Below are 20,987 nucleotides of genomic sequence, written 5' to 3' on the forward strand. Positions count from 1 at the left end.
CGACCCGCGATCAGCGGGCGTCGATCACCGGGTGTGGTGGCGGCGCGTCCGGTTGGCGGACACGAACGCCAGCATCACTCCGAGGAGAGCGAGGAGGGCGCCCAGGGCGCCGACACCCAGCTCGTTGGAACCGGTGGAGGCGAGGGCCGCAGCCCCCGACCCGCTGCCCGCGGCCAGCGACATTGCCCCGCCCGCGGACGCCGTCACCGTGTCGGCACCGGTGCCACCCGTGGTCGGGGTGGTCGGAGTCGTCGGGGTGGTCGGAGTCGTGGGCGTGGTCGGGGTGGTCGGGGTGGTCGGGTCGGTCGGGTCGGTCGGCGTCGTGGTGGAGCCGGTGGTGGTGCTGTCGCCGACGACGCTGATCGCGTTGCCGCCGACGGTCACCGGAACATCCACACCGATCGGCAGATCGATGCCGCCGAGGGTCCCGTCGCCGGTGGTCCCACCGGTCGTCCCACCGCCGTTCGCCGGGGCGCTGGTGGAGGATCCGGCCGAGGTGGAGTCACCGACCACCGAGACCGCGTTCCCGCCGGCCGTCACCGGCACAGCGGCATCGATCGGAGCCTGGATGCCGGACAGCACCCCGCCATCCGAACCAGAACCCGACGTGGTGCTGCCGCTACCGGCAGCCGGAGCCGCCGTGTCCGAACCCGACGTCGTCGAGTCACCGACCACCGAAACCGCGTTACCGCCGGCCGTCACCGGCACAGCAGCATCGATCGGAGCCTGAACACCCGACAGGATGCCACCATCCGAACCAGAACCCGACGTGGTGCTGCCGCTACCGGCAGCCGGAGCCGCCGTGTCCGAACCCGACGTCGTCGAGTCACCAACCACCGAGACCGCGTTACCGCCCGCCGTCACCGGCACAGCAGCATCGATCGGAGCCTGGATGCCAGACAGCAGTCCGCCGTCCGAACCAGCACCCGAGCTCGCCGTGCTGCCGCTACCGGCAGCCGGAGCGGTCGTCTCCGAGCCCGAGGACTGCGAGTCGCCGAGGACGGAGATCGCATTGCCGCCGACCGTCACCGGCACTGCGGCGTCGATCGGAGCCTGGATGTCGGAGAGCAGTCCGCCGTCCGAGCCGGAGCTCGACGCCGTCGCCGACGAGCCGGAACCCGCGGCGGGCGCCGTGGCCGACGAATCGGTCGACGTCGAGTCGCCGAGGACCGAGATGGCGTTGCCACCGGCGGTCACCGGAACATCCACTGCCACCGGCGCCTGGATGCCCGACGCCACGCCGTCCGAACCATCGGAGGTAGCGCTCGCTCCCGAGTCGGCGGCCGCCGGAGCGGCAGCCGAATCGGATCCGGAACTGGTGGAGTCGCCGAGGACGCTCACCGAGTTCCCCGCCACCGTCACCGGGACGCTGACCGAGGCCACCGCCTGGTCGCCGCTGAGGACGCCGCCGATCGAGTCGGGCGAGATGGACACCGAGGGAGCCGCCGGTGCCGCCGGAGCCGCCGCCGTGGAGCCGCTGCTCGTCGAGTCGCCGAGGACCGAGATGCCGTTGCCCGAGAGGGACACCGGAACCGTGACGCCGACGACCGCCTGGTCGCCGCTCGCGACGCCGTCGCTGCTGGGAGCCTCGGCCGCGTTGGCCGCGGCCGTTCCGGCGAGCCACAGGCCGCCGACGCAGAGGGTGAACCACATCCCTCTGGATACGTACTTGTTCATGATCAAGCCTTTCGAATGAGTGTCTGCGCCCGGGCATGAGGATGCCGGGCGAATGGTCGCGTGCTGCCTCAGAGGGCAGCGGCGACCCACTCAGTCGGGGCTGATGTCGTGATCGGCGACGGGAGCCGCGGGGATGCGGTCATCCGCGGCAGCGCCGATGCGCCCGCTCCACGCGGAGCCGGGCAGGAGGAAACCGTCGGCCGTCGCGGCCGCACCGGGCGCAACTCCGCCCGGGCCACCGGAACCACCGGTCGTACCGGCGGTCCCGCCACCGGGCAGACCACCGCCGAGCAGGCCACCGCCAGGAAGACCTCCGGGCGCGTCTGAGGGCGCACCACCGGCTCCGGCTCCAGACGGGGCGACGAGCCCCGCGCCCGCGACGAAGGACGTGGCACCGGTCGCGGCGAGCAGCCCGAGAGCGGCACCGGCCGGCACCGCTGCAGTGGCCGGACCGGCCGCTGCACCGGGCGAGAGAAGGGATCCGAGGAGGTCCGTACCGTCGGACACCGTCGTGCCCGGGTCGGGCACGGGAAGCGCGGCGGCGGGAGGAGTCAGCGGCGTCACGGCCGTGTCGACCGCGCCCACGACATCCGACACCGCCTGGTCGACGCCACCGGTGACCGGCTGCGTGACCGATGAGACCGGGGCCGGCGGAAGGATGTCGCTGACGATCGGCACCTGCGCGACGACCTGGTCCACCACATCCACCACCGGGTCCACCGTGCTCGAGACCGGCGACTGCTCGACGACCTGGTCGACCGTGTCGGTGACCGGGGTCACCACCGCGGAGACGACCTGCTGCACGGGCTCGGGGACGGCCGGCGCGACCGCCGAGGTGACCGATCCGAGGACGTGTCCCACGGCTCCGGTCGCGTTCGATACGACCGCCGAGACGGGCGAGGACGGCGGGGCCGGTTCGGCCGCAGAGGCCGGCGAGCCTCCCATCAGGAAGCCGAGGACGGTCAGGCCGGCGCCGGCGATCAGAGAGCCGATCAGCACGCGCGCAGGGCTGACCTGACGCGGGTGCAGCTGCTGAGCAGCATCCGGCATACGATCACCCCCTGACCGTTCGAGACAAGGGGGACTGTACTCCGCCGTCTACTAGAACGGAAGCGATGCGTCCGAAGTCGCGATCTCGGCGCGTTCGTCGCGCGACGAGCGACGACGGGATGCGGCCGCCGCGATCGCGATGACGACGAGGGCTCCCACCGTCATCGCGGCGCCCACCCACAGGGGCGACGTGTAGCCGAGACCCGCCGCGATGGTGAGGCCGCCCAGCCAGGCGCCCAGAGCGTTGCCGAGGTTGAAGGCGGCGATGTTCCCGCCCGAGGCGAGGGTCGGTGCGTGGGAGGCGTAGGAGAGAACCCGCAGCTGGAGGGCCGGGACGGTCGCGAAGCCGAACGCTCCCATGAGCACGAGGGCGATCACCGCACCGACCGGGATCCCGGCGACCAGGGCGAAGCCCACCAGCACGACGGCAAGAGCAGCGAGCAGCCAGAGCAGCGTCCCGTCGATGGAGCGGTCGGCCAGGCGGCCGCCCACCCAGTTGCCCGCGAACAGCCCCAGCCCGAAGAGGATGAGGAGCCACGGAACCGCTGACGAGGCGAACCCCGAGACGCCGGTGAGCGTGTAGGCGATGTAGGTGAATGCGCCGAACATCCCGCCGAAACCGAGCACGGTCGCGGCCAGCGAGAGCCAGACCTGTCCGGAGCGGAACGCCGACAGCTCGCCGCGGAGACCACCAGTCGGCCGCTCCCCGGCGTCGCGCGGCACGAGCAGGGCGACGCCGATCATCGCGGCCACGCCGATCACCGTGATGGCCCAGAACGTCGACCGCCAGCCGAAGGCCTGGCCGAGAAGGGTGCCGAACGGCACGCCGAGCACGTTCGCGGCGGTGAGCCCGGTGAACATGACGGCGATGGCACGCGCCTGCTTCTCCGGAGCGACGAGACCGGCGGCGACCACGGAGCCGATGCCGAAGAACGCGCCGTGGCAGAGTGCGGCGAGGATGCGCCCGGCGAGCATGACGCCGTAGTCCGGGGCGATCGCCGAGAGCAGGTTGCCCACGATGAAGAGCACCATCAGCCCGAGCAGTGCCGCCTTGCGCGGGATGCGCGTGGCGGCGGCGGTGAGGCCGAGCGCGCCGACGACCACCGCGAGCGCGTACCCCGAGATCAGCCAGCCGGCGGTCGCCTCGTCGACGTGGAAGTCGGCGGCGACCTCGGGCAGGAGCCCGGCGATCACGAACTCGGTGAGTCCGATGCCGAACCCTCCGAGTGCGAGGGCGATCAGGCCAGCGGGCATGGATGTCTCCTTCGGGATGCGGGGGTGGTGCGCTACTCTGTTAGTTGCAGACGCGCTATAAATACTTGCACGTGCAACTACTTCGCGCAACCCGTCTGCCGAGACGACCGGGAAGGGGCGCCCCATGGGCATCGCCGACGACGCCGTAGAGGTGCGCGCGCACGGCTGGCGCACGCTCGCCGCGCTGCACGGGTACATCGAGGCGGAGCTGGAGCGCGAGCTGAGCAAGGCGGTCCAGCTGTCGGTCGTCGAGTACACGGTGCTCGACGCGCTGGCCCGCCAGGACGGCTGGCACATGCGCATGCAGCAGCTCGCCCGCGCGAGCGCCCTCAGTCCGAGCGCGACCACCCGTCTCGTCAACCGTCTCGAAGACCGCGGCCTGCTCACCCGCATCCTGTGCGACGACGACCGCCGCGGGATCTACACCGAGCTGACGGCGAACGGGCACGGCCTGCTCGACACCGCCCGCCCCGTCCACGACGCCGCGCTCTCGCGCGCGCTCGACGGCGCTCGCGAGGTGCCGGAGCTCGCCCCACTGGTGGACGCCCTCCCCCAGCTCAGCGTGCAGCCCGCCTGAACCGGGTCAGCGCAGCACCTCGACCAGGGCGACCCACGAGAACAGCACAGTCGTGACGATGGCCAGGATGGTGCCGACGGCCACCAGGACCAGCCCGAGCGGCAGCGTCGGCGCGAACACGAGCACGAGCCCGCCCACCGCGTAGACCGCAGGCGGAAGCGCGAACAGCGCGACCCGCTCCGCGGTGTAGCGGCGGAATTCGGTCTGGGCCGCATCGCGCTGCACCGCCACCGCGGAACGCACCACCACGACGGCGCACAGCGCGGTGCCGATGAGCACCTGGACGCCGTACCCGATCGTGCCCTGACCCGGGATGAGCGCGGCGCACGACAGCGCGACGCCCAGGATCAGGCCGGCGATGGATGCTCCCGCGCGGGCCGCGAGTCCCCGCGACTCGGCGATGGTCCTGATGTTGACCGACAGGGCGACGATGAGCAGACCGCCGAGGGCGGCGCCCGCCCCGGCGACCGCGACATTGAACTCCGACCACGACGCGAAGGGCTCCTCCATGGGCGCCAGCGTAGCGGTGCCCAGCGGCCAGGGCGTATAACGGGGACATGGCCGACGAGCTCACCACCTGGATCGACCGCTACCGACGCGCATGGGAGAGCAACGAGCCCGACGACATCCGCGCACTCTTCACCGAAGACGCCAGCTACCGCACCGAGCCGTTCGCCGAACCGTGGGACGGTCACATCGAGATCGTGGAGGGTTGGCTCGACGCCCAAGACGACCCGGGCGCGGCCACCTTCGAGTGGCGGCTCCTCGGGCAGGACGGCCCGGTGTACTTCGTCGAGGGCGTGACCGACTACCGCGACGGCCCGATCTACAGCAACCTGTGGATCATCCGGCTCGCAGAGGACGGCCGCGCCGAGGAGTTCACCGAGTGGTGGATGGAGCAGGAACCCGACCAGGACTGACCCGGCACGCCGGTCCGCCGGATCCGTCGGTCGTCACGCGAGCTGACCGAGCCACAGGCCGAGGCCGGCTGCGGCGAGCGCCAGCACCAGCATCCCGACGCCGTTGAACAGCGCCGCCCGATAGCGTCGCTGCTGCGCCAGGCGGACCGTCTCGTAGCTCGCGGTGCTGAACGTGGTGTAGCCGCCCAGGAAGCCCGTCCCCAGCACGGCACGCCACTCCGGGGGCAGGCCGTGGGCGAGCGCGAGCCCGGTGACCAGGCCGAGCAGGAACGATCCGGTGACGTTGATCACCGTCGTGCCGAGCGGGAACGAGACCCGCACCCGTGCCTTGAGGACGCCGTCGAGCACCAGCCGGGCGACCGCGCCCAGCCCGCCGGCCACCGCGACGGCGACCACCAGCAGCGCGGTCATCGGCCGCTCCGGTCGGCCCGGCGTCGCGCGATGCCGGACGCCAGGGCGATGCCGGCGACGGACGCGATGGCGCCGACCGCCACCGTGGCGACGGCGTACAGGATGCTGAGGCCGACGCTCTGAGCGGCGATCAGGCCGTCCGTGTCCACCGCGAGCGAGCTGTACGTGGTGTACCCGCCGAGGATGCCGGTGCCGACGAACAGCCGGAGATCGCGCCGCCGGCCCTCGTCCGGTCCGCGCAACGCGAGCGACTGCAGGAGCCACCCGAGCACGAAGGCGCCCGTCACATTGATGAGGAACGTGATGAGCGGCACGCCCGCGACGGGCGGCACCGACAGCGTGAGCAGGTACCGCACGGCCGCACCGAGCGCACCCCCCACGAACACGAGCAGGATCGAGCGCCAGTGCAGGTGCACGGGCGCGGGCGCGCGGGTCGTCACGAGACCGGCGGCTCTTCCCAGGGGAGCTTCTGGGCACCCGGAACCGGATTCAGCGGCACCACAACGACCGGGCGGTGCTGCCGGTGCGCAAGGTGCACGCCGACGGAGCCGTTGAAGAACTCGCGCAGGCTGCCGCGCAGACCGGCCTCGCGCGTCCCGACGACGATGTAGCGCGCCTCCATGTCGTCCGCCAGCCGCGATAGCGACCACGCGGGGTCACCGGCCAGCTGCTGCAGGGAATAGGGGATGCCGCGACTGTCGAGGAACCGCCGGATGTGCGCCTCCAGGTCCGGGTCGAACCGCGTCTCCTCCGTCTCGGGCAGATCGGGATCGTACGGCAAGGCGACCACCGTTCCGTCGACGTAGCTCGAGACGAGGTACCGGTCCGGGTCGACGTTGGCGCAGACGAGCGGGACGTCCAGGTCGTCGGCGAGACGGGCGGCCTCCTCCAGCACCGCGATCGGCTGACCGGGGACGACGGCCACCAGGATGCCACCCCGGCCGGAGAGCGCATTGCCGTTCATGCCCCTAGTGTGCACCATCCGGGTTCACTCGTACCGACGGGTGGGGTACGTTCGGCCATACAGCGTCCGAAGGGAGCCCGAACCGATGGCCCATACGCCTCCGCTGCCGCGCGAGCGCCGCCGTACCACCCGCGGACTCCGTCCGCTCCCTGAGTTGACGAAGGACCTCGTCGCTCAGCTGCGCCGCCTCGTCGCGTCGGAGATCGCCCTCTTCAAGGCGGAGATGACCGCCAAGGCGAAGGCGGCGGGGATCGGCGCAGGGCTTCTCGTCGGAGCCCTCCTGTTCCTGTTCTTCGCGTTCGGTGTGCTGGTGACCGCCGCCGTCCTCGGCTTCGCGCTCATCCTCCCCGCCTGGCTGGCGGCACTCATCGTCGCGGGCATCCTCATCCTGATCGCCGTCGTCCTCGGCCTCATCGGCTGGAGCAGTCTGAAGAAGGGCGTCCCGCCGGTGCCCGACGACCTGGGCAGCGAGCTGAGCGCCGACGCGAAGGCCCTGAAGGGAGAGCAGCCGTGACCTCGGACACCACACCATCGGTGAGCCGCCAGGGCCAGCGCCCTGCCGGACGCCCGCCGCTCCCCAAGGGCGCCGGCATCAACTCGCTGAAGCTCGACCTGGAGGTGACCAGGGAGGAGCTCGCGACCACGCTCGACGACCTCTTCGCCACCTTCAACATCCGGGTGCAGATCCGGTCGCATCCCACGTTCTTCGTCGGGCTCTTCCTCGCACTGACCGGGGCGGCGGCGGGAATCGCTGCGCTCCTCCTGCGGAGACGCGGGCGTGCCCGCTGACCAGGGCGGCGTCGGGAGCGACCGCGCCAAGGCGGTCCGGCGGATCGAGGATCGCCACAGTCTGCCCTGGTACCGGCTGCCGTGGGGGTTCATCCTCAAGCGGACGATGCGCAGCTTCAGCACCGACCAGTGCACCGACCTCGCCGCCGGACTGACCTACTTCGCCGTTCTGTCGCTGTTCCCTGCGCTGCTGGCGCTCGTCAGCATCCTGGGCATCGTCGGCCAGAGCCAGACCGGCATCGACGCCCTGTTCGGGATGGTCAACGAGCTGGCGCCCGGGATGACCGACGTCCTGAAGGGGCCGATCGAGGGCCTTGCGTCCTCTCCCGCCACCGGCTGGGCGCTGGTCATCGGAATCGTCGGCGCCGTGTGGTCGGCGTCCGGATACGTCGGCGGCTTCGGCCGGGCGCTCAACCGCGTGTACGGCGTGCCGGAGGGGCGCACGGCCCTGGTGCTCCGCCCGGTCCAGCTCGGCGTCACGCTGCTCACGCTGGTGCTGATCTCGCTGCTCGCCCTGATGCTCGTGGTGTCCGGCCCCGTGCTGTCGTTCCTCGGCGGCCTGATCGGGCTCGACGAGGCGTTCCAGGTGGCCTGGTCGATCCTCCGCTGGCCGGTCGTCATCGTCGTCCTGGTGCTGCTGCTCGCCGTGCTGTACGCGTCGACGCCGAACGTGAAACATCCGCGGTTCCGCTGGCTGACGCCGGGCTCGCTCGCCGCGATCATCGTGCTCGGCATCGCGTCGGCCCTGTTCGCCTTCTACGTCGGCAACTTCGGCAACTACGACCGCACCTACGGCGCGCTGGCCGGCATCATCGTGTTCCTGCTGTGGATCTGGATCGCCAACAACGCTCTGCTCTTCGGCGCCGAGCTCGACTCGGAGGTCGAGCGGGCGCGGGAGCTCGTCGCGGGCATCGAGGCGGACGACGTGCTGCGGCTGCCGCTCAAGTCGGACAAGGCACTGCTCAAGGCTCGTGAGGCGCACGCGGGCGACATCCTCGCCGCGCGAGAGCTTCGCCGCCGTTACCGCTGACACCGGGGCCGGCGCCGGGCCTCGTCGCCCGCGAAGCTAGTCTCGAAGCATGAGCGACCAGCGACCCGGCCACGACCTCCCCGACGCACGCGGACGGTCGGGACTCCACCGGACAGGGCTCGACCTCGACGGCAACCCGGACGTCCGGGTGCGGGAGGTCGAGGTCACCTCCGACGGCTGGCACGTGCTCCGGCGCACCACCTTCGATTACCGCGGACGCGACGGACGGTGGACGACGCAGACGCGCGAGACGTACGACCGCGGCAACGGGGCCACCGTGCTGCTGTACGACCCGGCCGGCCGCACGCTCCTGCTGACGCGCCAGTTTCGCTTCCCCGCCTACGTCAATGGACATCCGGACGGGATGCTGATCGAATCGGCGGCCGGGCTCCTCGACGGCGACTCGCCGGAGGAGGCGATCCGGCGGGAGGCCGCGGAGGAGCTCGGGGTGAGCATCGGCGAACTGACGCACCTGTTCGACCTCTACATGAGCCCCGGTTCGGTCACCGAGCGTGTGCACTTCTACGCGGCGCCCTATGTGCCCGCCGAGGTGGTCGGCGGCGGAGGTGTCGAGGAGGAGGGCGAGGAGATCGAACCGGTCGTCGTCCCCTACGACGAGGCGCTCGAACTGGTCGCGGACGGCCGGATCGCCGACGGCAAGGCTGTCATCCTGCTGCAGTGGGCGGCGCTCAACCTCTTCGGCTGAGTCTGCGAACGCCCGATCGGGCCGAGTGGGCGATCAGCCGTAACGGAGCGCGGGACCGTCCGACTTGAGGAAATCGATGTGCAGGTGGTTGCACGTGTCGTCGAACGGCTTGAAGTTGGTGAGGTCCATGGAGGAGCGGCAGCCGATCTGACCGAGGCCCGTGCCGTCCGGCACGATCGGGTCGAGGATCTTGATGAGCTGCACCGACTTCGCGTCGCCGCCGGTGAGGGGCGAGCCGTTGAGCAGGTAGAAGTCGAGGGCGTGACCGCCGCCGTCCGCATAGTGGGCGGACTCGGTTCCCGCTCCCTCGATCTGGCCGGTGCAGCGACGGTTGATGTCGCTGACGCCGACCTGGTTGAAGTTGTCGAGCGCGATCGAGATGGCCTGCAGAACGCGGTAGTCGATCCCGCAGCCGGGGACGGCGCGGCCCTCGGCGAGGTCGGCGATCTCGGGGATGTGGTTCGGCGTCGAGCCGACCAGGCGACCGGCCGCGACCGCGCCCATGAGCTGGACGGCGAGAGCCTGGACCGTCGGAGACACCGTCGTGTTGGTGGTGGAGTCGAGCGCCTGCGGGCTCTCCTGGATGTCGAGGCCGTCACGGGCGACCACCTGGGTCACGCCGCCGCCGGTCAACGTCTGCACCGCGAGGGCGGTCCGTGCGGCACCGACCGTGGAGCCCTCGCCCGTCGTCGCGTAGGCCGGGAGTGCTGCAGTGCCGAAGAAGGCGGCCAGCGCCAGCATGACGACGGCGTGGACGCCCCAGCGCCGACCCTCGGTGCGAGCCGGGCGGGCCGACCGCGGTGTCCGTGTGCGGCGCGGCGGACGGTTGGCGCGCTCCGCACGGGCGGCGGCTTTAGCGTCGCGTCGGTCGCGGGTCGGGCGCACGACGACGCGCTCGCGCTTCGCCGGCCGGCTGCGCTCGGCCTCGAGGGCGGCGCGGCGGCTCGGGAAGGTCTGCGTCGCGGTCAGTTCCTCGGCCGTGGTGAACGCGCTGACCGGGTCGTCCGACAGGTCGTGCTGCTGGTCCACATCCACCACGACGGGTGCCCTGAAACTGCGGCGAGGCCGCACTGAGGGAGTGGACTGGGGCAAGCTGCTGGTACTTCCTTGGCGAGACGGTCGGAGGATCGCGCCGGGGGGATGGGCGCGAAAGCGTACCGATCCTTTCTACCCGATTCCGCCTGGATGTTCCATCAATGCAGACGAATGGATCCCGGTCGGGGGCCCATCCCGCGCGTTCGGGTCACGCAGGGGCCCCCACCCGGGACCGGGGTCGGCACCGTCGTCCGTCCTCTGAAAACGTAGGCGTCGCAACGGATCGCGGGGTGACGGGATACGGCTGGCACGACCGGCCGTTCAGCATCCGGTCAGGGGATGGCGACCGCCAGTTCGACACGCCCGGACCGTTCGCGGAGGGCGACCGTTCCGCGCTCCGACAGCTGCTTGAGACCGATCCCGGCCTCGGAGGCGGCGAGCGCTCCGCCGGAGAGGACCACGACCTCGACGCCGCCGGACGCGGCCGGCCGCAGCTCCAGCGCGACCGGCGAGCCGTCGCCGTGCCGGACCGCGTTCGCGAGCCCTTCCGAGATCGCGTCGACCACCGCGGCGGTGCGCGACGCATCCCCCAGACGCTCCCAGACGCCGTCGCCGATGCCGACCGTCAGGCCGATGGCGGAGGACCAGCTGTCGAGCAGCGTCCGCACCTGCTCGGCCGCGTCCGGCTCGTCGTTGGCGCCGCGGAGGGCATCGCGCGCACGGCCGACGATCTCGGCCGTCCGTGCGCCGGCGTCGTTCGGGCCGGCGGAGACGGTCAGCGAGAGCGCCCCGGCGATCAGCTCGGACTGCACGCCCGCGTGCAGCAGCCGGGCGAGGGAGGCGCGCTCTCGCTCGTACTCGCTGCGGATCCGGGCGGCGGTGGCGACGTTGGACTGCAGCGCCGTCTCCAGCTCCGCCTGATCGAGACGGGTGCGGACGGCCAGAGAGCCCACGAAGGCCACCGCCACCGCGATGAGCGGGTAGGTCGCAGCCTCGAACCAGACGGACTCCGGCCGCACCCCCACGAGCAGGAGGGTCGTCTCGCCACTGAGCGCGAGCAGCACCCCGACCAGGGCGTAGATGCCGAGAAGAAAGAGCAACCTCAGGACGGGCCGGTGCGGGAGGCGGAGTCGCGCGACCACGGTGTTGGCCACCAGGAGCACCACGAGACCGACGACGAGCGGGAGGAGGCTGATCGCACCGAACAGGAGCACACCGAACGGCACCACCAGGGCGGAGAAGAGTGTGGCGGTCGCGATCGGCGGGGCGGCACGCATCCCGCCCAGGACGCTCGCCGACCACTCCCGCGCTCCCGCCATTGCGCCTTCCGGCACCGCGTCCGGTGCGGGAGAGGCGTAGACGCGATGGCTGGCGGGCCGCACGACGTCCTCGGCGAGCGTCCGCAGCAGCCGGGCGGCAGCACTCGGCTCCATCGGCCGGGAGGCGGCCGAGGCCGCGGCCTCCTCCAGCGCCGCCACGACGCCGTCCACGGTGTCGGCGCGCAACTGCCGGAGGCGCTCCGAGGCGTTCTCCACATCGAGTTGCGACGCGCGTTGCGCCGTCCGCAGCCGCCGGAAGACCCCGCGGTGCTCGCGGACGAGATCGACGCCGACGGCGATCAGCGAGAAGGCGACGACGAGGGCGACGACGTTGATGCCGATCCGTCCGGCCAGGTCGCCGGGCGCGACCGGGATGGAGAGGAGGCCGCCCGCCTCCAGGAAGAGGATGGGCCGGAGGCCGCCCGCGACGGCGAAGAACGCGAAGACCACGACGGGTCGCGCCCGTCCGTGCACGACGCGCAGCAGTGCGGCCCCGGCGAGCAGCACGCCGCCGAGGATGGCATGGGCGAGACCCGAGACGGCGAGCACCTCGAGCGGCCCGCCGCCGACATATTGCAGGCCCGACATGACGGTCACCGCGAAGGGAAGCGTGATGAGCCACGACCAGACGGTGATCGCCGACGGTCCGTAGACGCGTGCGAAGGAGCGACGGAAGTTCGTGAGCAGCACGGCTCAGAGCCCCGAGGCGGGATCGCCGAACGTCGTCGTGTAGAGCGTCGCGGCGGCGACGCGCGGTGTCGTGCGCTCACCGCCGAGCCCGAGCGCGGCGAACACCCGCTCGACGCTCTTCTCCACGGCGCGCACCGACACGCCCCGCCGCCGGGCGATCTCGGCGTTCGACAGGCCGGCGGCGAGCAGCCGGGTGGTCTCCAGCTGCGCGGCGGTCAGCCGGAGGAGTCGCGCCTGGGCGTCCGAGGCGGCGAGGTCGCGGGACACCGGCCGATCGGCGAGCACGGCCTCAGCCGCATCCACCAGCTCGTCGACAGATTCGACGGCGGCCTTGTTGACGAACGAGGCGCCGGTGACGGTGCTCTGCGCCTGCGCGGAGGCGGCCTCACGGGACAAGTTGCTCAGGAAGAGGATGGCGACGTGCGGTGCACGGGACCGCAGGATGGTGGCCAACTCCACACCGTTCGGTCGCTGGCGGAGGTCGATGTCCGTCACCAGCAGGTCCGGATCGAAGGCGTCGGCCAGGGCGAGGGCCTCCGGAGCGGACTCGGCCGACGCGACCTCGAATCCCCGCGCGCGGAAGGCATCGGAGACCAGGGAGCGCATGAGGGCGTGATCCTCCACCACGAGCGCGCGCCGGAGCCAGGTGCTCTCCCCCGCCCGACCAGACTCCGCCACCCGGCCAGGATAACGCGACACGCCGGGCGTTCCCGCTGGTCCGGCGGCCCCCGTTGTGGTCCCGTTCGCCCCGCGTACGCCACCCCCGCAGGACCGCAGCGTAGGGTTCTCGGCATGACGACCAGGCTGCTCGCCGCGGCCGCCGGCATCGCCGCGGCCGCCGTCCTCGCGCTCGCTCCCGTGTCCGCCGCATCGGCCCACGACTACGTGGTCGGCAGCGACCCGGCCGCCGGGTCCACGGTGACGACGGCACTCGACACGGTGACTGTGACCTTCAACGACCGCGTGCTCGACCTCTCGGGCACAGGATCGACGAACCTGCTCACGGTGACCGGCCCCGACGCGGGGACCCGTCATTTCGAAACGGGATGCGCCACTGTCGCCGACACCACGCTCAGCGCGCCGGTCGCCCTCGGCGGGGCCGGTCAGTACACGGTCACGTACCAGATCGTGTCGGCCGACGGCCACACGGTCTCGTCGTCCTACCCGTTCACCTACCAGCCGCCGTCCGGGGCCGCGGCGGCCGCGGGCTCAGAGACACCCGGCTGCGGTGCCGGAGGGTCGACAGCGCCGGCAACGACGGGCCCGACGGCGCCGACCCCGCAGGCGGGCTCCGGGCCCACCGCGACGGCCGCCGCATCCACTCCGCAGCCGACGACGCAGGCCTCCGGCACCGACCTGGGCCTGGTGATCGGCATCGCCGTCGCCATCGTCGTGCTGGCTGTCATCGGTGTCGTGATCGTCCTCCTCACCTCCCGACGCCGCCGCCCTTCCACCACGGATGCGGACGACGACGCGCACTTAGAGAGCTCTCAGGACGATCTCTGAGGCGGATGGGGCTTTCGGCTCCTGAGTTGCCGGCGTAGCGTTCGCGCATGGCCAGACAGACGACCGACCAGCAGACCGAGGACTTCCCGGACGTCGTGCCCGAGGAGCAGATGGATCCGGACATCGTCCCGGCTCCCCAGCCCGCGCCCGACTCCGTCGATGACGGCGACGAGGAGGACGGCCGCCTCTGAGCGGCTAGGGCGCCTCGCCCTCGCCCGACTCCTCAAGCTGTCCGTGCTCCGAGTCGTGCGCCGTCAGATCGGCGCTCGTGTACTGGCGCTCGCCGGCGTCGAGGTCCTCGCGCTCGTCGTCGCCGTTCGCGATCGGCGCGTCGGATCGGGATCCGGGCATGGGGTGCTCCTTCGTCTCGGGATGCGGTGGAGCTTCGAACGGTAGACCTGCGCCACCCGCGCCGACAGGGGATCGCCAGCCGCCGCAGAGCCGCGGTTGAGCGGGCGTCCAGTCTTCTGGGGCAGGGTATGCCCCGTGGAGATCGTTGTCGACGTCGTGCTCGTGGTGCTCGGCATCCTCGCGATCGCGGCCGGTTGGAGCAAGGGCGCCATCCGTTCAGCCGGCACCCTCGTGGGTCTCGGGCTCGGTCTCTGGCTGGGACTGACCATCGCCCCCATCGTCGTCGGCTGGTTCGCAGACTCCGGGTTCGGCGGGGTCACGCAGCGGTCCGTCGTCGCGGCCGTCGTCATCATCGTGTGCGCGGGCGTCGTGTACGCCATCGCGGGCGCCCTGGCGAGCATCATCGGCAAGCTCCTGCGTCACGGCCCCATCCGCTGGCTCGACTCCCTCGTCGGCGCCGTGCTGGGCCTGGCCACCTGGGCCGTCGTGGTCTGGCTGCTCGCCGGGTTCGCTCTGGCGACCAACCTCGCGACCGTCGTCCAGGCGGCGAACTCCTCCCGGGTCGTCTCGACCCTCAACAGCATGGCCCCGCTGCCGTCGTCGACCGTGCTCGGCGCGGTGGACGACGCCCTCGCCGGTGCCGGGCTCCCGAAGGTGTTCGAGGGCGGCGAGACGATCAAGGCGGTCCCGGCACCGGACGGCTCCGTGCCCGCCGCCGTCTCGGCCTCCGAGCAGTCGGTGGTGACGGTGCTCGCCTCCAAGCCCGCCTGCGGTGTCGACTCCGAGGGCAGTGGATGGGTCGTGCAGCGCGGTCGTGTCGTGACCAACGCGCACGTGGTCGCCGGTTCCTCCTCCATCGTCGTGCGGATGTCCGGGAGCCCCGACGTCGAGCGTGCGACCCTCGTCGCCTTCGACCCGTCCCGCGACCTGGCGGTGCTCGACGTCACCGACCTGACCGCTCCGGCGCTCGACATCGGACCGGACCTGACCGCCGGCGCCGCCGCGTTCGCCGCCGGGTATCCGGGCAACGGGCCGTTCACCGTCGCACCGCAGCGCGTCCGCGATCGGGTGGTCGCGCGCGGCACCGACATCTACCAGAGCGGCTCGGTCGACCGCGACATCTACTCGCTGCGCGGCGTCGTCCGTCCCGGCAACTCGGGCGGACCGCTGCTCGACTCCGATGGCCGGGTCGCCGGGGTCGTGTTCGCCCGGAGCGCGACGAACCCCGACACCGGCTACGCGCTGACCCTCGCCGAACTGCGGCCGGTGCTCTCGTCCGTCGGCTCCGCACCGATCAGCTCCGGAGCCTGCTCGGCGGGCTGACACGCGCCTGAGCCGCTCTCCCGTCGCGCCGTTCGCCGTGGTTGGCTGGTGACATGAAGGCTGTGAGCTACTCCTCCACCGGCGAATCCGACGTCCTGACCCTCGGCGAGCGCGAGGAGCCGCACCCCGGACCGGGTGAGGTGCGCGTCCGCATCCACGTGTCCGGTGTGAATCCCACCGACTGGAAGGCGCGGCGGGGCAGCGGCCCGGCGGAGCTTCCCCGGCCGCAGGTTCCGAACCAGGACGGCGCCGGCGTCGTCGACGAGGTCGGCGCGGGCGTCACGGCCTTCCGTGCGGGCGACCGCGTGTGGGTGTGGGATGCCGCCTACCAGCGTCCCGACGGAACGGCGCAGGAACTGGTCGTGCTTCCCGAGAAGCTGGTGGTCGCCCTGCCCGACGACGTCAGCTTCGACGAGGGTGCGTCGTTCGGCATCCCGGCGCTCACCGCCCATCGCGCGCTGACCTCGTACGAGCACGCCCCGGCGGAGCTCTCCCCCGGCTCGCTGGAGGGCCGCACCGTGCTCGTCGCCGGAGGGGCGGGCGCCGTCGGCCACGCCGCCATCCAGCTCGCCGTGTGGGCGGGCGCCACGGTCATCGCGACCGTCAGCAGCCATGAGAAGGCGGAGCTCGCGCGAGCCGCCGGCGCGCACCACGTCGTCAACTACACCGACCCGGACACCGCGGAAGCCATCGGTGCGCTGGCGCCCCGCGGCGTGGACATCGTCGTGGAGGTGAACGTGATCGCCAACGCGGCTCTCGACGTGAAGGTCGCCGGCCGCAACGCCACGATCGCGAGCTACGCAGACGCCCCCGGAGCGGAGGAGGTGACCATCCCCGTCCGCCCGAGCATGTCGAAGAACCTCCGCTGGCAGTTCGTGCTCACCTACACGGTGGCTCCGGAGAACAAGGAGGCCGCGGTGCGGGCCGTCGCCGCCGCTGCCGCCGACGGCGCACTGCGTGTCGGCGAGGAGCACGGCCTCCCGATCACACGCTTCCCGCTCGATCGGACGGCCGCGGCCCACGACGCCGTCGAGGACGGCATCGTGGGCAAGGTACTCATCGACGTGGCTTGATGGCCTGGACGACGAGCGCGACCACTGAGGCGACGGCGATCGCCGCGGCGTAGCCGAGCACCGTCGGCAGCAGCCCGATCGCGGTGATCAGCTCGCCGGCGACCAGCGCGGGAACGCCGTAGGCGAGGTAGCTGACGAGGAACACCCCGGCGAAGAGCTCCGCCCGCTGATCGTTCGGCGCGAGCGGGGCCAGGATGCGGAGGACCGCCGCGAAGCCGGCGCCGAAGCCGCCGCCCGCGATGGTCGCCCCCACGAAGAGCAGCGCGAGGATGCCCGCGCTGATCCCGATGGCGGCGAGCGCCACACCGACGAGGATGGCCGCCATCGCCCAGACGGCCGTGATCCGGGCGGGAGCGCGGGTCAGCATCAGGGCGGCGACGGCTCCGACCGCGGGCGGCACGGCGACGATGGCACCGTTGAGGAGTCCGCTGTCGAGGTGGAAGACGCCGTGCAGGATCGACGGCGAGAGTCCGATGAAGAGGCCCGCCAGCATCCACGTCGCCAGGAAGAGCGGGATGGCGCGAACGAACTCCGTGCGGGCGGGCCGCGGCACGAACAGGCGAGGGATGAGTGATCGCACCGCACCGGGCCGACGCTCGACCGTCTCCGGCGACACGGCGATCACGACGATGCCGGCGGCGAACAGCAGAGCGAGCGCGACGAACACGACGATCGTGGGCTGCGGCACGAACTGCACCGCGAGTCCGGTCAGGAAGGCTCCGATGGCGATGCCGCCGACGGGCGCCGTGCTTCCGATGGTCGCACCCAGCTTCTTCTGGCGCTCGGGAGCGAGCTCGACCAGGGCGGCGGTGAAGGTGCTCATCGCGGCACCCGTGGCGACGCCCTGCACGGAGCGAGCGCCGATGATCCACCCGATGTCGGGAGCGAACAGGAAGATCAGCATCGCCACCACCTGCAGCGCGAGCGCGCCGATCAGCACCGGCCGCCGGCCGATGTGGTCGGAGAGCGACCCGGCGATGAGGAGCGTGATGAGGAGCGTCACGGCGTAGATCGCGAACGCGACCGTGAGCAGCCACGGCTGGAAGCCCCACTCCTGCTCGTACAGCACGAACAGCGGACTCGGGGCGCCGACCGCCAGGGCGACGGCGACGAAGGCCAGCGCGGTGCCCGCGAACGCCACCGCGGGACGGAGCCGGCGGGGGCCGGCACCGCCCGTCGACCGGGCGGGCCGGACGGCGAGCATCCCGCCCGTGGGGAGGGTCTCTTCGGCTGTGGTCATGTCGAGCTCCTTAAAGCAAACTTGATTGCTTTAGCGACTATACGAGGGGATGTGGGATAAAGCAACGGAATTTGCTTTAAGCTATTCCCATGGAAACTACGACCACTCCGTCGAAGCGGACGGGCGGACGCAGCGCCGCGGTCATCCACAACGTGCGCACCGCCGTCGAAGAGCTCGTCGAGGAAAAGGGCCAGGACCGCGTCACCGTTCCGATGATCGCCGAGCGCGCCGGCGTCAACCCGACCAGCATCTACCGCCGCTGGGGCGACCTCCCGACCCTCATCAACGACATCGCCACCTACCAGCTCAACCCCGAGCGACCCCTGCCCGACAACGGCGACCTGCAGCGCGACCTCACCGCCTGGGCCTCCGAGCTGGTGGAGCACTACCGCAACCCGGTCAACGCGGCGCTCCTTCGCGGCGGCGCCTCGGCGGCCGGCGAGCGACAGTCGAACTGCCTCCGCAACCGGCGCACCGAGGCGGGCCTCATCCTGCAGCGCTATCCGGACTCCCCCGTCACCGACGACGACATCCTCGATGTCGTGGTCGCGCCGATCATCTACCGCGTCATCTTCGTGCCCTGGACGCTCGAGGACTCCACAGCCGAACACCTGGTCGAGCGACTGTTCCGCTGACCCGACCGCCACCCGGTAATGTCGGGAGGCGATGCGCCAGGAACGGACCAGCGAGGAACGCGCCGCGGCCCGCTCCGGCTGGGCCGTCGGGATCGCGACGGCCGTCTACGGCATCTCCTTCGGCGCCCTGGCAACGGCTTCCGGGCTCGACGTCTGGCAGACCTGCGTGCTCAGCCTGGTCATGTTCAGCGGCGGCTCGCAGTTCGCCCTCATCGGCGTGCTCGCCTCCGGCGGAGCCGCGGCCGGCGGCACCGCGATCATCAGCGCCGCGCTGCTGGGCGTGCGCAACTCCTTCTACGCCCTGCGGCTGTCGCGCATCATCGGCCCGGGATTCTGGAAGCGAGCCGCCGCCACCCAGCTGACCATCGACGAGTCCACCGCCGTCGCGACCGCCCAGAGCGAGCCGCGCGCGCAGCGCATCGGCTTCTGGATCACCGGCCTCGTCGTGTACATCGGCTGGAACCTGATGACACTCGCCGGCGCGCTCCTGGGCGACCTGATCGGCGACGTGAAGGCCTACGGACTGGATGCGGCTGCGGCCGCCGCATTCCTCGGCCTGCTCTGGCCCCGGCTGAAGGCACGCCAGACGCAGGCCGTCGCCGTCGCCGGCGGATTCGTCGCGACCCTGCTCACCCCGTTCCTCACGCCCGGCCTGCCCGTGCTGGCGGCGGCGGTCGTCGCCATCGTCGTCGGCGTCCTCAACCTGTTCGGCCGGAGGAACGACCCACCGCATCCGGAAGCGGTGCCCATGGAACGGGAGGTGGAGCCGTGACCACCTGGCATGTCATCCTGCTCGCCTCGATCTGCGTGCTCGGGCTCAAGGCCGTCGGCTGGATGGTGCCGCCGAAGGCGCTCGACCACCCGACGGTCGCGCGGGTGAGTGACCTCCTGACGGCCGCGCTGCTCGCCGCGCTGATCTGCGTGCAGACCCTCGGGGCCGGCCAGTCGCTGCAGCTCGACGCGCGGCTGCCCGCCGTCGCGATCGCCGCCGGGCTCTACGCGCTCCGGGTGCCGTTCATCGTCGTCGTGCCGGCGGCCGCGGTCGTCGCGGCGCTCATCCGGCTGTTCACCTGACCTGCCTTGGGCGCTCAGTCGTAGCCGAGGATGACGACGTCGTCGTCGGTGCGTTCCTGGTCGACTGCGGCACTGGGGGTCATGCAGGGATGCTAGGGCGGCGGAGCAGGCGCCGCCGATGTACATGACGTCCATCGCGCCGCGCGTTCCCGACGCGGTGTACAAGAGCGCGGTGAAGCCGGGCGTGGCGGTGTCGGCGGCGTCGCATACCGTGACGCCGTGAGCGCATCCTGGCACCCGGTGGCGAATGCGCAGCCCAGCGAGTGGCTGCTCCGCCAGGGGACGCTCGGCACGCCGTACGGCGTGATCCGCCGGTTCACGTTCGGAGACCCCAACCGCCCGGAGGTGTGGTTCCGCGTCGTCACCTGGGCGCCGACCTCGGAGGGGCGCGAGCTGATCGGCTGGTGCCGCACGCTCGAAGCTGCGGCCGCAGCGGCCTGGGACCACCGCTGCGCCGCCGAATCGTGGCGCCATCACATGGCCGCCCGCCGGACGGATGCCGCGACCATGGCCGCGCAGCGCCCGTCAGCCGCAGAACTCGTCCGGTTCTACCGTGCCGCGCTCCGGCGGGCGGACAGCACGCCCTCCAGCTCCGTGAGGAGATCCGCCCCGAGCTCGTCGGCCCGACCCGCGCCGGCCTCCGAGGGCGTCTCGGCACCGAGGGCGCGGATGAGCGCCACGACCCTGGCGGGCTGAAGCACCGCACGCGCGGCCGGCTCGAGCAGCAGGTACCGGACCACACGAAGGTCCGCCGCCCGCACGGCCTCGGCGAGGACACGGTTGGGGAGGGTGTCGACCACGACCGACAGAGCGCGGTGGAGCCCGTGGGCCGGATCGATGTCGCCGCGCTCGACCCGTCGGGCGAGCAGGGTCAGCTCGACCTCGCGCTCCAGAGAGGAAACGTCCGGGAAGCTCGCCAGCACCGCCGGCCAGAGCAGCCGCAGCACCGCCACCGCATCCGCGACCTCGGCTTCGTCGAGCACGGCGACCTCGGTGTAGCGGTTGGGAGACGTGGACATGAGCCCGACGGCCGTCAAACGGCTCACCGCCTCACGGACCGGTGTCCGCGAGACGCCCAGCCACGAGGTCAGGTCGGCGTCGCGCAGACGTTGGCCCGGCTGCAGCTCCCCCGAGAGGATGCGCTCCAGCACGAGCTCGTAGACATCGTTGCGGAGCAGCCGACGGCCGTCGTATCGCGCACGCGCATCCTGCTCCACCACGGCTCCTCGACGTCAGAAACGGTTCATACCTGTCCTAACATACCAGCCGCTTCGGGTGGCACGGAGCTGCATATCCGTGCTGCCACCGATGCCGACGGCGAGAGCCGCGTCCTAGCCTGTGATCAAGCTCGGCCAGGGGGACC

At 71.8% G+C, this 20,987-nt stretch carries 26 protein-coding genes; 13 read left to right on the top strand and 13 right to left on the bottom strand.

From position 1 onward, the window contains the following. Window positions 1-24 precede the first annotated feature (24 nt). The 3 genes from H284_RS0109935 to H284_RS0109945 form a co-directional block, all read right to left on the bottom strand. The gene (locus tag H284_RS0109935; protein ID WP_231371147.1) at window positions 25-1,677 is read right to left on the bottom strand and encodes a chaplin family protein; all 1,653 of its coding nucleotides are present in this window, start codon (window positions 1,675-1,677) and stop codon (window positions 25-27) included. 90 nt (window positions 1,678-1,767) lie between these two features. Further along, window positions 1,768-2,727: a hypothetical protein gene (locus H284_RS0109940; protein ID WP_020076118.1), complete on the bottom strand. Its 960-nt coding sequence runs from the start codon at window positions 2,725-2,727 to the stop codon at window positions 1,768-1,770. Window positions 2,728-2,778: 51 nt separating this feature from the next. Beyond that, window positions 2,779-3,981 carry an MFS transporter gene (locus H284_RS0109945; protein WP_020076119.1) on the bottom strand — a complete coding sequence of 401 codons (1,203 nt, stop codon included), beginning with the start codon at window positions 3,979-3,981 and terminating at the stop codon, window positions 2,779-2,781. Window positions 3,982-4,105: 124 nt separating this feature from the next. On the opposite strand from H284_RS0109945, the gene H284_RS0109950 reads away from it, so the two are divergent. Next, complete coding sequence (locus H284_RS0109950; protein WP_020076120.1) at window positions 4,106-4,558, top strand: MarR family winged helix-turn-helix transcriptional regulator; 453 nt, start codon at window positions 4,106-4,108, stop codon at window positions 4,556-4,558. Window positions 4,559-4,564: 6 nt separating this feature from the next. Here H284_RS0109950 and H284_RS0109955 read toward each other — a convergent pair whose 3' ends face one another. Continuing rightward, on the bottom strand, window positions 4,565-5,068 hold the full coding sequence (locus H284_RS0109955) for a hypothetical protein (protein ID WP_020076121.1): 504 nt from the start codon (window positions 5,066-5,068) through the stop codon (window positions 4,565-4,567). Window positions 5,069-5,115: 47 nt separating this feature from the next. On the opposite strand from H284_RS0109955, the gene H284_RS0109960 reads away from it, so the two are divergent. Then, window positions 5,116-5,478, top strand: coding sequence for a nuclear transport factor 2 family protein (locus H284_RS0109960; protein ID WP_020076122.1), 363 nt, complete (start codon window positions 5,116-5,118; stop codon window positions 5,476-5,478). 33 nt (window positions 5,479-5,511) lie between these two features. On the opposite strand, the gene crcB is transcribed toward H284_RS0109960, so the two are convergent. The 3 genes from crcB to H284_RS0109975 are packed head-to-tail and all read right to left on the bottom strand — an operon-like array spanning window position 5,512 to window position 6,853. Continuing rightward, window positions 5,512-5,889 carry a fluoride efflux transporter CrcB gene (gene crcB / locus H284_RS0109965; RefSeq protein WP_018189117.1) on the bottom strand — a complete coding sequence of 126 codons (378 nt, stop codon included), beginning with the start codon at window positions 5,887-5,889 and terminating at the stop codon, window positions 5,512-5,514. After that, complete coding sequence (locus H284_RS0109970; protein ID WP_018189116.1) at window positions 5,886-6,329, bottom strand: fluoride efflux transporter FluC; 444 nt, start codon at window positions 6,327-6,329, stop codon at window positions 5,886-5,888. Before H284_RS0109970 ends, crcB begins: the two co-directional genes overlap by 4 nt. After that, window positions 6,326-6,853, bottom strand: coding sequence for a universal stress protein (locus H284_RS0109975; protein ID WP_020076123.1), 528 nt, complete (start codon window positions 6,851-6,853; stop codon window positions 6,326-6,328). Before H284_RS0109975 ends, H284_RS0109970 begins: the two co-directional genes overlap by 4 nt. An 85-nt stretch (window positions 6,854-6,938) precedes the next feature. Here H284_RS0109975 and H284_RS0109980 point away from each other — a divergent pair, with 85 nt between their 5' ends. From H284_RS0109980 to H284_RS0109995, 4 genes are read left to right on the top strand one after another with little or no spacing between them, the layout of a single operon-like run. Then, on the top strand, window positions 6,939-7,367 hold the full coding sequence (locus tag H284_RS0109980) for a phage holin family protein (protein WP_018189114.1): 429 nt from the start codon (window positions 6,939-6,941) through the stop codon (window positions 7,365-7,367). Next, window positions 7,364-7,642 carry a hypothetical protein gene (locus H284_RS0109985; protein ID WP_018189113.1) on the top strand — a complete coding sequence of 93 codons (279 nt, stop codon included), beginning with the start codon at window positions 7,364-7,366 and terminating at the stop codon, window positions 7,640-7,642. The genes H284_RS0109980 and H284_RS0109985 overlap by 4 nt, the downstream gene beginning before the upstream one ends. Further along, complete coding sequence (locus tag H284_RS0109990) at window positions 7,632-8,672, top strand: YihY/virulence factor BrkB family protein (RefSeq protein WP_020076124.1); 1,041 nt, start codon at window positions 7,632-7,634, stop codon at window positions 8,670-8,672. Before H284_RS0109985 ends, H284_RS0109990 begins: the two co-directional genes overlap by 11 nt. Before the next feature lie 49 nt (window positions 8,673-8,721). Beyond that, entirely contained in the window at window positions 8,722-9,378 is a 657-nt protein-coding gene (locus H284_RS0109995; protein WP_020076125.1) for an NUDIX domain-containing protein, read from the top strand. A gap of 33 nt (window positions 9,379-9,411) precedes the next feature. On the opposite strand, the gene H284_RS0110000 is transcribed toward H284_RS0109995, so the two are convergent. The 3 genes from H284_RS0110000 to H284_RS0110010 all read right to left on the bottom strand — a co-directional run bounded on the left by H284_RS0110000 (window position 9,412) and on the right by H284_RS0110010 (window position 13,100). Continuing rightward, window positions 9,412-10,416, bottom strand: coding sequence for a hypothetical protein (locus tag H284_RS0110000; RefSeq protein WP_231371149.1), 1,005 nt, complete (start codon window positions 10,414-10,416; stop codon window positions 9,412-9,414). Window positions 10,417-10,745: 329 nt separating this feature from the next. Further along, window positions 10,746-12,422, bottom strand: a complete 1,677-nt coding sequence (locus H284_RS0110005; RefSeq protein ID WP_020076127.1) for a sensor histidine kinase — start codon at window positions 12,420-12,422, stop codon at window positions 10,746-10,748. Between the two features lie 3 nt (window positions 12,423-12,425). Then, window positions 12,426-13,100: a response regulator gene (locus H284_RS0110010; protein ID WP_231371150.1), complete on the bottom strand. Its 675-nt coding sequence runs from the start codon at window positions 13,098-13,100 to the stop codon at window positions 12,426-12,428. A gap of 114 nt (window positions 13,101-13,214) precedes the next feature. On the opposite strand from H284_RS0110010, the gene H284_RS0110015 reads away from it, so the two are divergent. After that, complete coding sequence (locus H284_RS0110015; protein ID WP_020076128.1) at window positions 13,215-13,928, top strand: copper resistance CopC family protein; 714 nt, start codon at window positions 13,215-13,217, stop codon at window positions 13,926-13,928. A 47-nt stretch (window positions 13,929-13,975) separates the two neighbouring features. Beyond that, window positions 13,976-14,119 carry a hypothetical protein gene (locus tag H284_RS21035; protein ID WP_018189106.1) on the top strand — a complete coding sequence of 48 codons (144 nt, stop codon included), beginning with the start codon at window positions 13,976-13,978 and terminating at the stop codon, window positions 14,117-14,119. Between the two features lie 4 nt (window positions 14,120-14,123). Here H284_RS21035 and H284_RS21040 read toward each other — a convergent pair whose 3' ends face one another. Beyond that, window positions 14,124-14,279: a hypothetical protein gene (locus tag H284_RS21040; protein WP_020076129.1), complete on the bottom strand. Its 156-nt coding sequence runs from the start codon at window positions 14,277-14,279 to the stop codon at window positions 14,124-14,126. 135 nt (window positions 14,280-14,414) lie between these two features. Between H284_RS21040 and H284_RS0110030 the strand changes: the two genes are divergently transcribed. Beyond that, complete coding sequence (locus tag H284_RS0110030) at window positions 14,415-15,602, top strand: MarP family serine protease (RefSeq protein WP_020076130.1); 1,188 nt, start codon at window positions 14,415-14,417, stop codon at window positions 15,600-15,602. A gap of 53 nt (window positions 15,603-15,655) precedes the next feature. Further along, window positions 15,656-16,675, top strand: coding sequence for an NADPH:quinone reductase (locus H284_RS0110035; protein WP_018189103.1), 1,020 nt, complete (start codon window positions 15,656-15,658; stop codon window positions 16,673-16,675). Here the strand turns inward: H284_RS0110035 and H284_RS0110040 are convergent. Next, the gene (locus H284_RS0110040) at window positions 16,659-17,915 is read right to left on the bottom strand and encodes an MFS transporter (RefSeq protein WP_018189102.1); all 1,257 of its coding nucleotides are present in this window, start codon (window positions 17,913-17,915) and stop codon (window positions 16,659-16,661) included. The genes H284_RS0110035 and H284_RS0110040 overlap by 17 nt on opposite strands. Before the next feature lie 89 nt (window positions 17,916-18,004). Between H284_RS0110040 and H284_RS0110045 the strand changes: the two genes are divergently transcribed. From H284_RS0110045 to H284_RS0110055, 3 genes are read left to right on the top strand one after another with little or no spacing between them, the layout of a single operon-like run. Further along, complete coding sequence (locus tag H284_RS0110045; protein WP_018189101.1) at window positions 18,005-18,550, top strand: TetR/AcrR family transcriptional regulator; 546 nt, start codon at window positions 18,005-18,007, stop codon at window positions 18,548-18,550. Window positions 18,551-18,581: 31 nt separating this feature from the next. Further along, the gene (locus H284_RS0110050) at window positions 18,582-19,322 is read left to right on the top strand and encodes an AzlC family ABC transporter permease (protein WP_018189100.1); all 741 of its coding nucleotides are present in this window, start codon (window positions 18,582-18,584) and stop codon (window positions 19,320-19,322) included. Then, entirely contained in the window at window positions 19,319-19,624 is a 306-nt protein-coding gene (locus tag H284_RS0110055) for an AzlD domain-containing protein (RefSeq protein WP_020076131.1), read from the top strand. Before H284_RS0110050 ends, H284_RS0110055 begins: the two co-directional genes overlap by 4 nt. Window positions 19,625-20,172: 548 nt before the next feature. Here the strand turns inward: H284_RS0110055 and H284_RS0110065 are convergent. Then, window positions 20,173-20,844, bottom strand: a complete 672-nt coding sequence (locus H284_RS0110065; RefSeq protein WP_231371151.1) for a GntR family transcriptional regulator — start codon at window positions 20,842-20,844, stop codon at window positions 20,173-20,175. Window positions 20,845-20,987: the final 143 nt, after the last annotated feature.

Origin of the sequence: Cryocola sp. 340MFSha3.1 (genome assembly GCF_000383315.1) — a bacterium.
Classification (GTDB): domain Bacteria; phylum Actinomycetota; class Actinomycetes; order Actinomycetales; family Microbacteriaceae; genus Leifsonia.

What these genes read in the sequence shown, in the direction of transcription:
- H284_RS21040 (WP_020076129.1), bottom strand. Translation starts at nt 14,279, where the DNA reads ATGCCCGGATCCCGATCCGACGCGCCGATCGCGAACGGCGACGACGAG.
- H284_RS0109960 (WP_020076122.1), top strand. Translation starts at nt 5,116, where the DNA reads ATGGCCGACGAGCTCACCACCTGGATCGACCGCTACCGACGCGCATGG.
- H284_RS0109975 (WP_020076123.1), bottom strand. Translation starts at nt 6,853, where the DNA reads ATGAACGGCAATGCGCTCTCCGGCCGGGGTGGCATCCTGGTGGCCGTC.
- H284_RS0109940 (WP_020076118.1), bottom strand. Translation starts at nt 2,727, where the DNA reads ATGCCGGATGCTGCTCAGCAGCTGCACCCGCGTCAGGTCAGCCCTGCG.
- crcB (WP_018189117.1), bottom strand. Translation starts at nt 5,889, where the DNA reads ATGACCGCGCTGCTGGTGGTCGCCGTCGCGGTGGCCGGCGGGCTGGGC.
- H284_RS0109955 (WP_020076121.1), bottom strand. Translation starts at nt 5,068, where the DNA reads ATGGAGGAGCCCTTCGCGTCGTGGTCGGAGTTCAATGTCGCGGTCGCC.
- H284_RS0110045 (WP_018189101.1), top strand. Translation starts at nt 18,005, where the DNA reads ATGGAAACTACGACCACTCCGTCGAAGCGGACGGGCGGACGCAGCGCC.
- H284_RS0110050 (WP_018189100.1), top strand. Translation starts at nt 18,582, where the DNA reads ATGCGCCAGGAACGGACCAGCGAGGAACGCGCCGCGGCCCGCTCCGGC.
- H284_RS0110015 (WP_020076128.1), top strand. Translation starts at nt 13,215, where the DNA reads ATGACGACCAGGCTGCTCGCCGCGGCCGCCGGCATCGCCGCGGCCGCC.
- H284_RS0109980 (WP_018189114.1), top strand. Translation starts at nt 6,939, where the DNA reads ATGGCCCATACGCCTCCGCTGCCGCGCGAGCGCCGCCGTACCACCCGC.
- H284_RS0109945 (WP_020076119.1), bottom strand. Translation starts at nt 3,981, where the DNA reads ATGCCCGCTGGCCTGATCGCCCTCGCACTCGGAGGGTTCGGCATCGGA.
- H284_RS0109950 (WP_020076120.1), top strand. Translation starts at nt 4,106, where the DNA reads ATGGGCATCGCCGACGACGCCGTAGAGGTGCGCGCGCACGGCTGGCGC.
- H284_RS0109935 (WP_231371147.1), bottom strand. Translation starts at nt 1,677, where the DNA reads ATGAACAAGTACGTATCCAGAGGGATGTGGTTCACCCTCTGCGTCGGC.
- H284_RS21035 (WP_018189106.1), top strand. Translation starts at nt 13,976, where the DNA reads ATGGCCAGACAGACGACCGACCAGCAGACCGAGGACTTCCCGGACGTC.
- H284_RS0110040 (WP_018189102.1), bottom strand. Translation starts at nt 17,915, where the DNA reads ATGACCACAGCCGAAGAGACCCTCCCCACGGGCGGGATGCTCGCCGTC.
- H284_RS0110035 (WP_018189103.1), top strand. Translation starts at nt 15,656, where the DNA reads ATGAAGGCTGTGAGCTACTCCTCCACCGGCGAATCCGACGTCCTGACC.
- H284_RS0109995 (WP_020076125.1), top strand. Translation starts at nt 8,722, where the DNA reads ATGAGCGACCAGCGACCCGGCCACGACCTCCCCGACGCACGCGGACGG.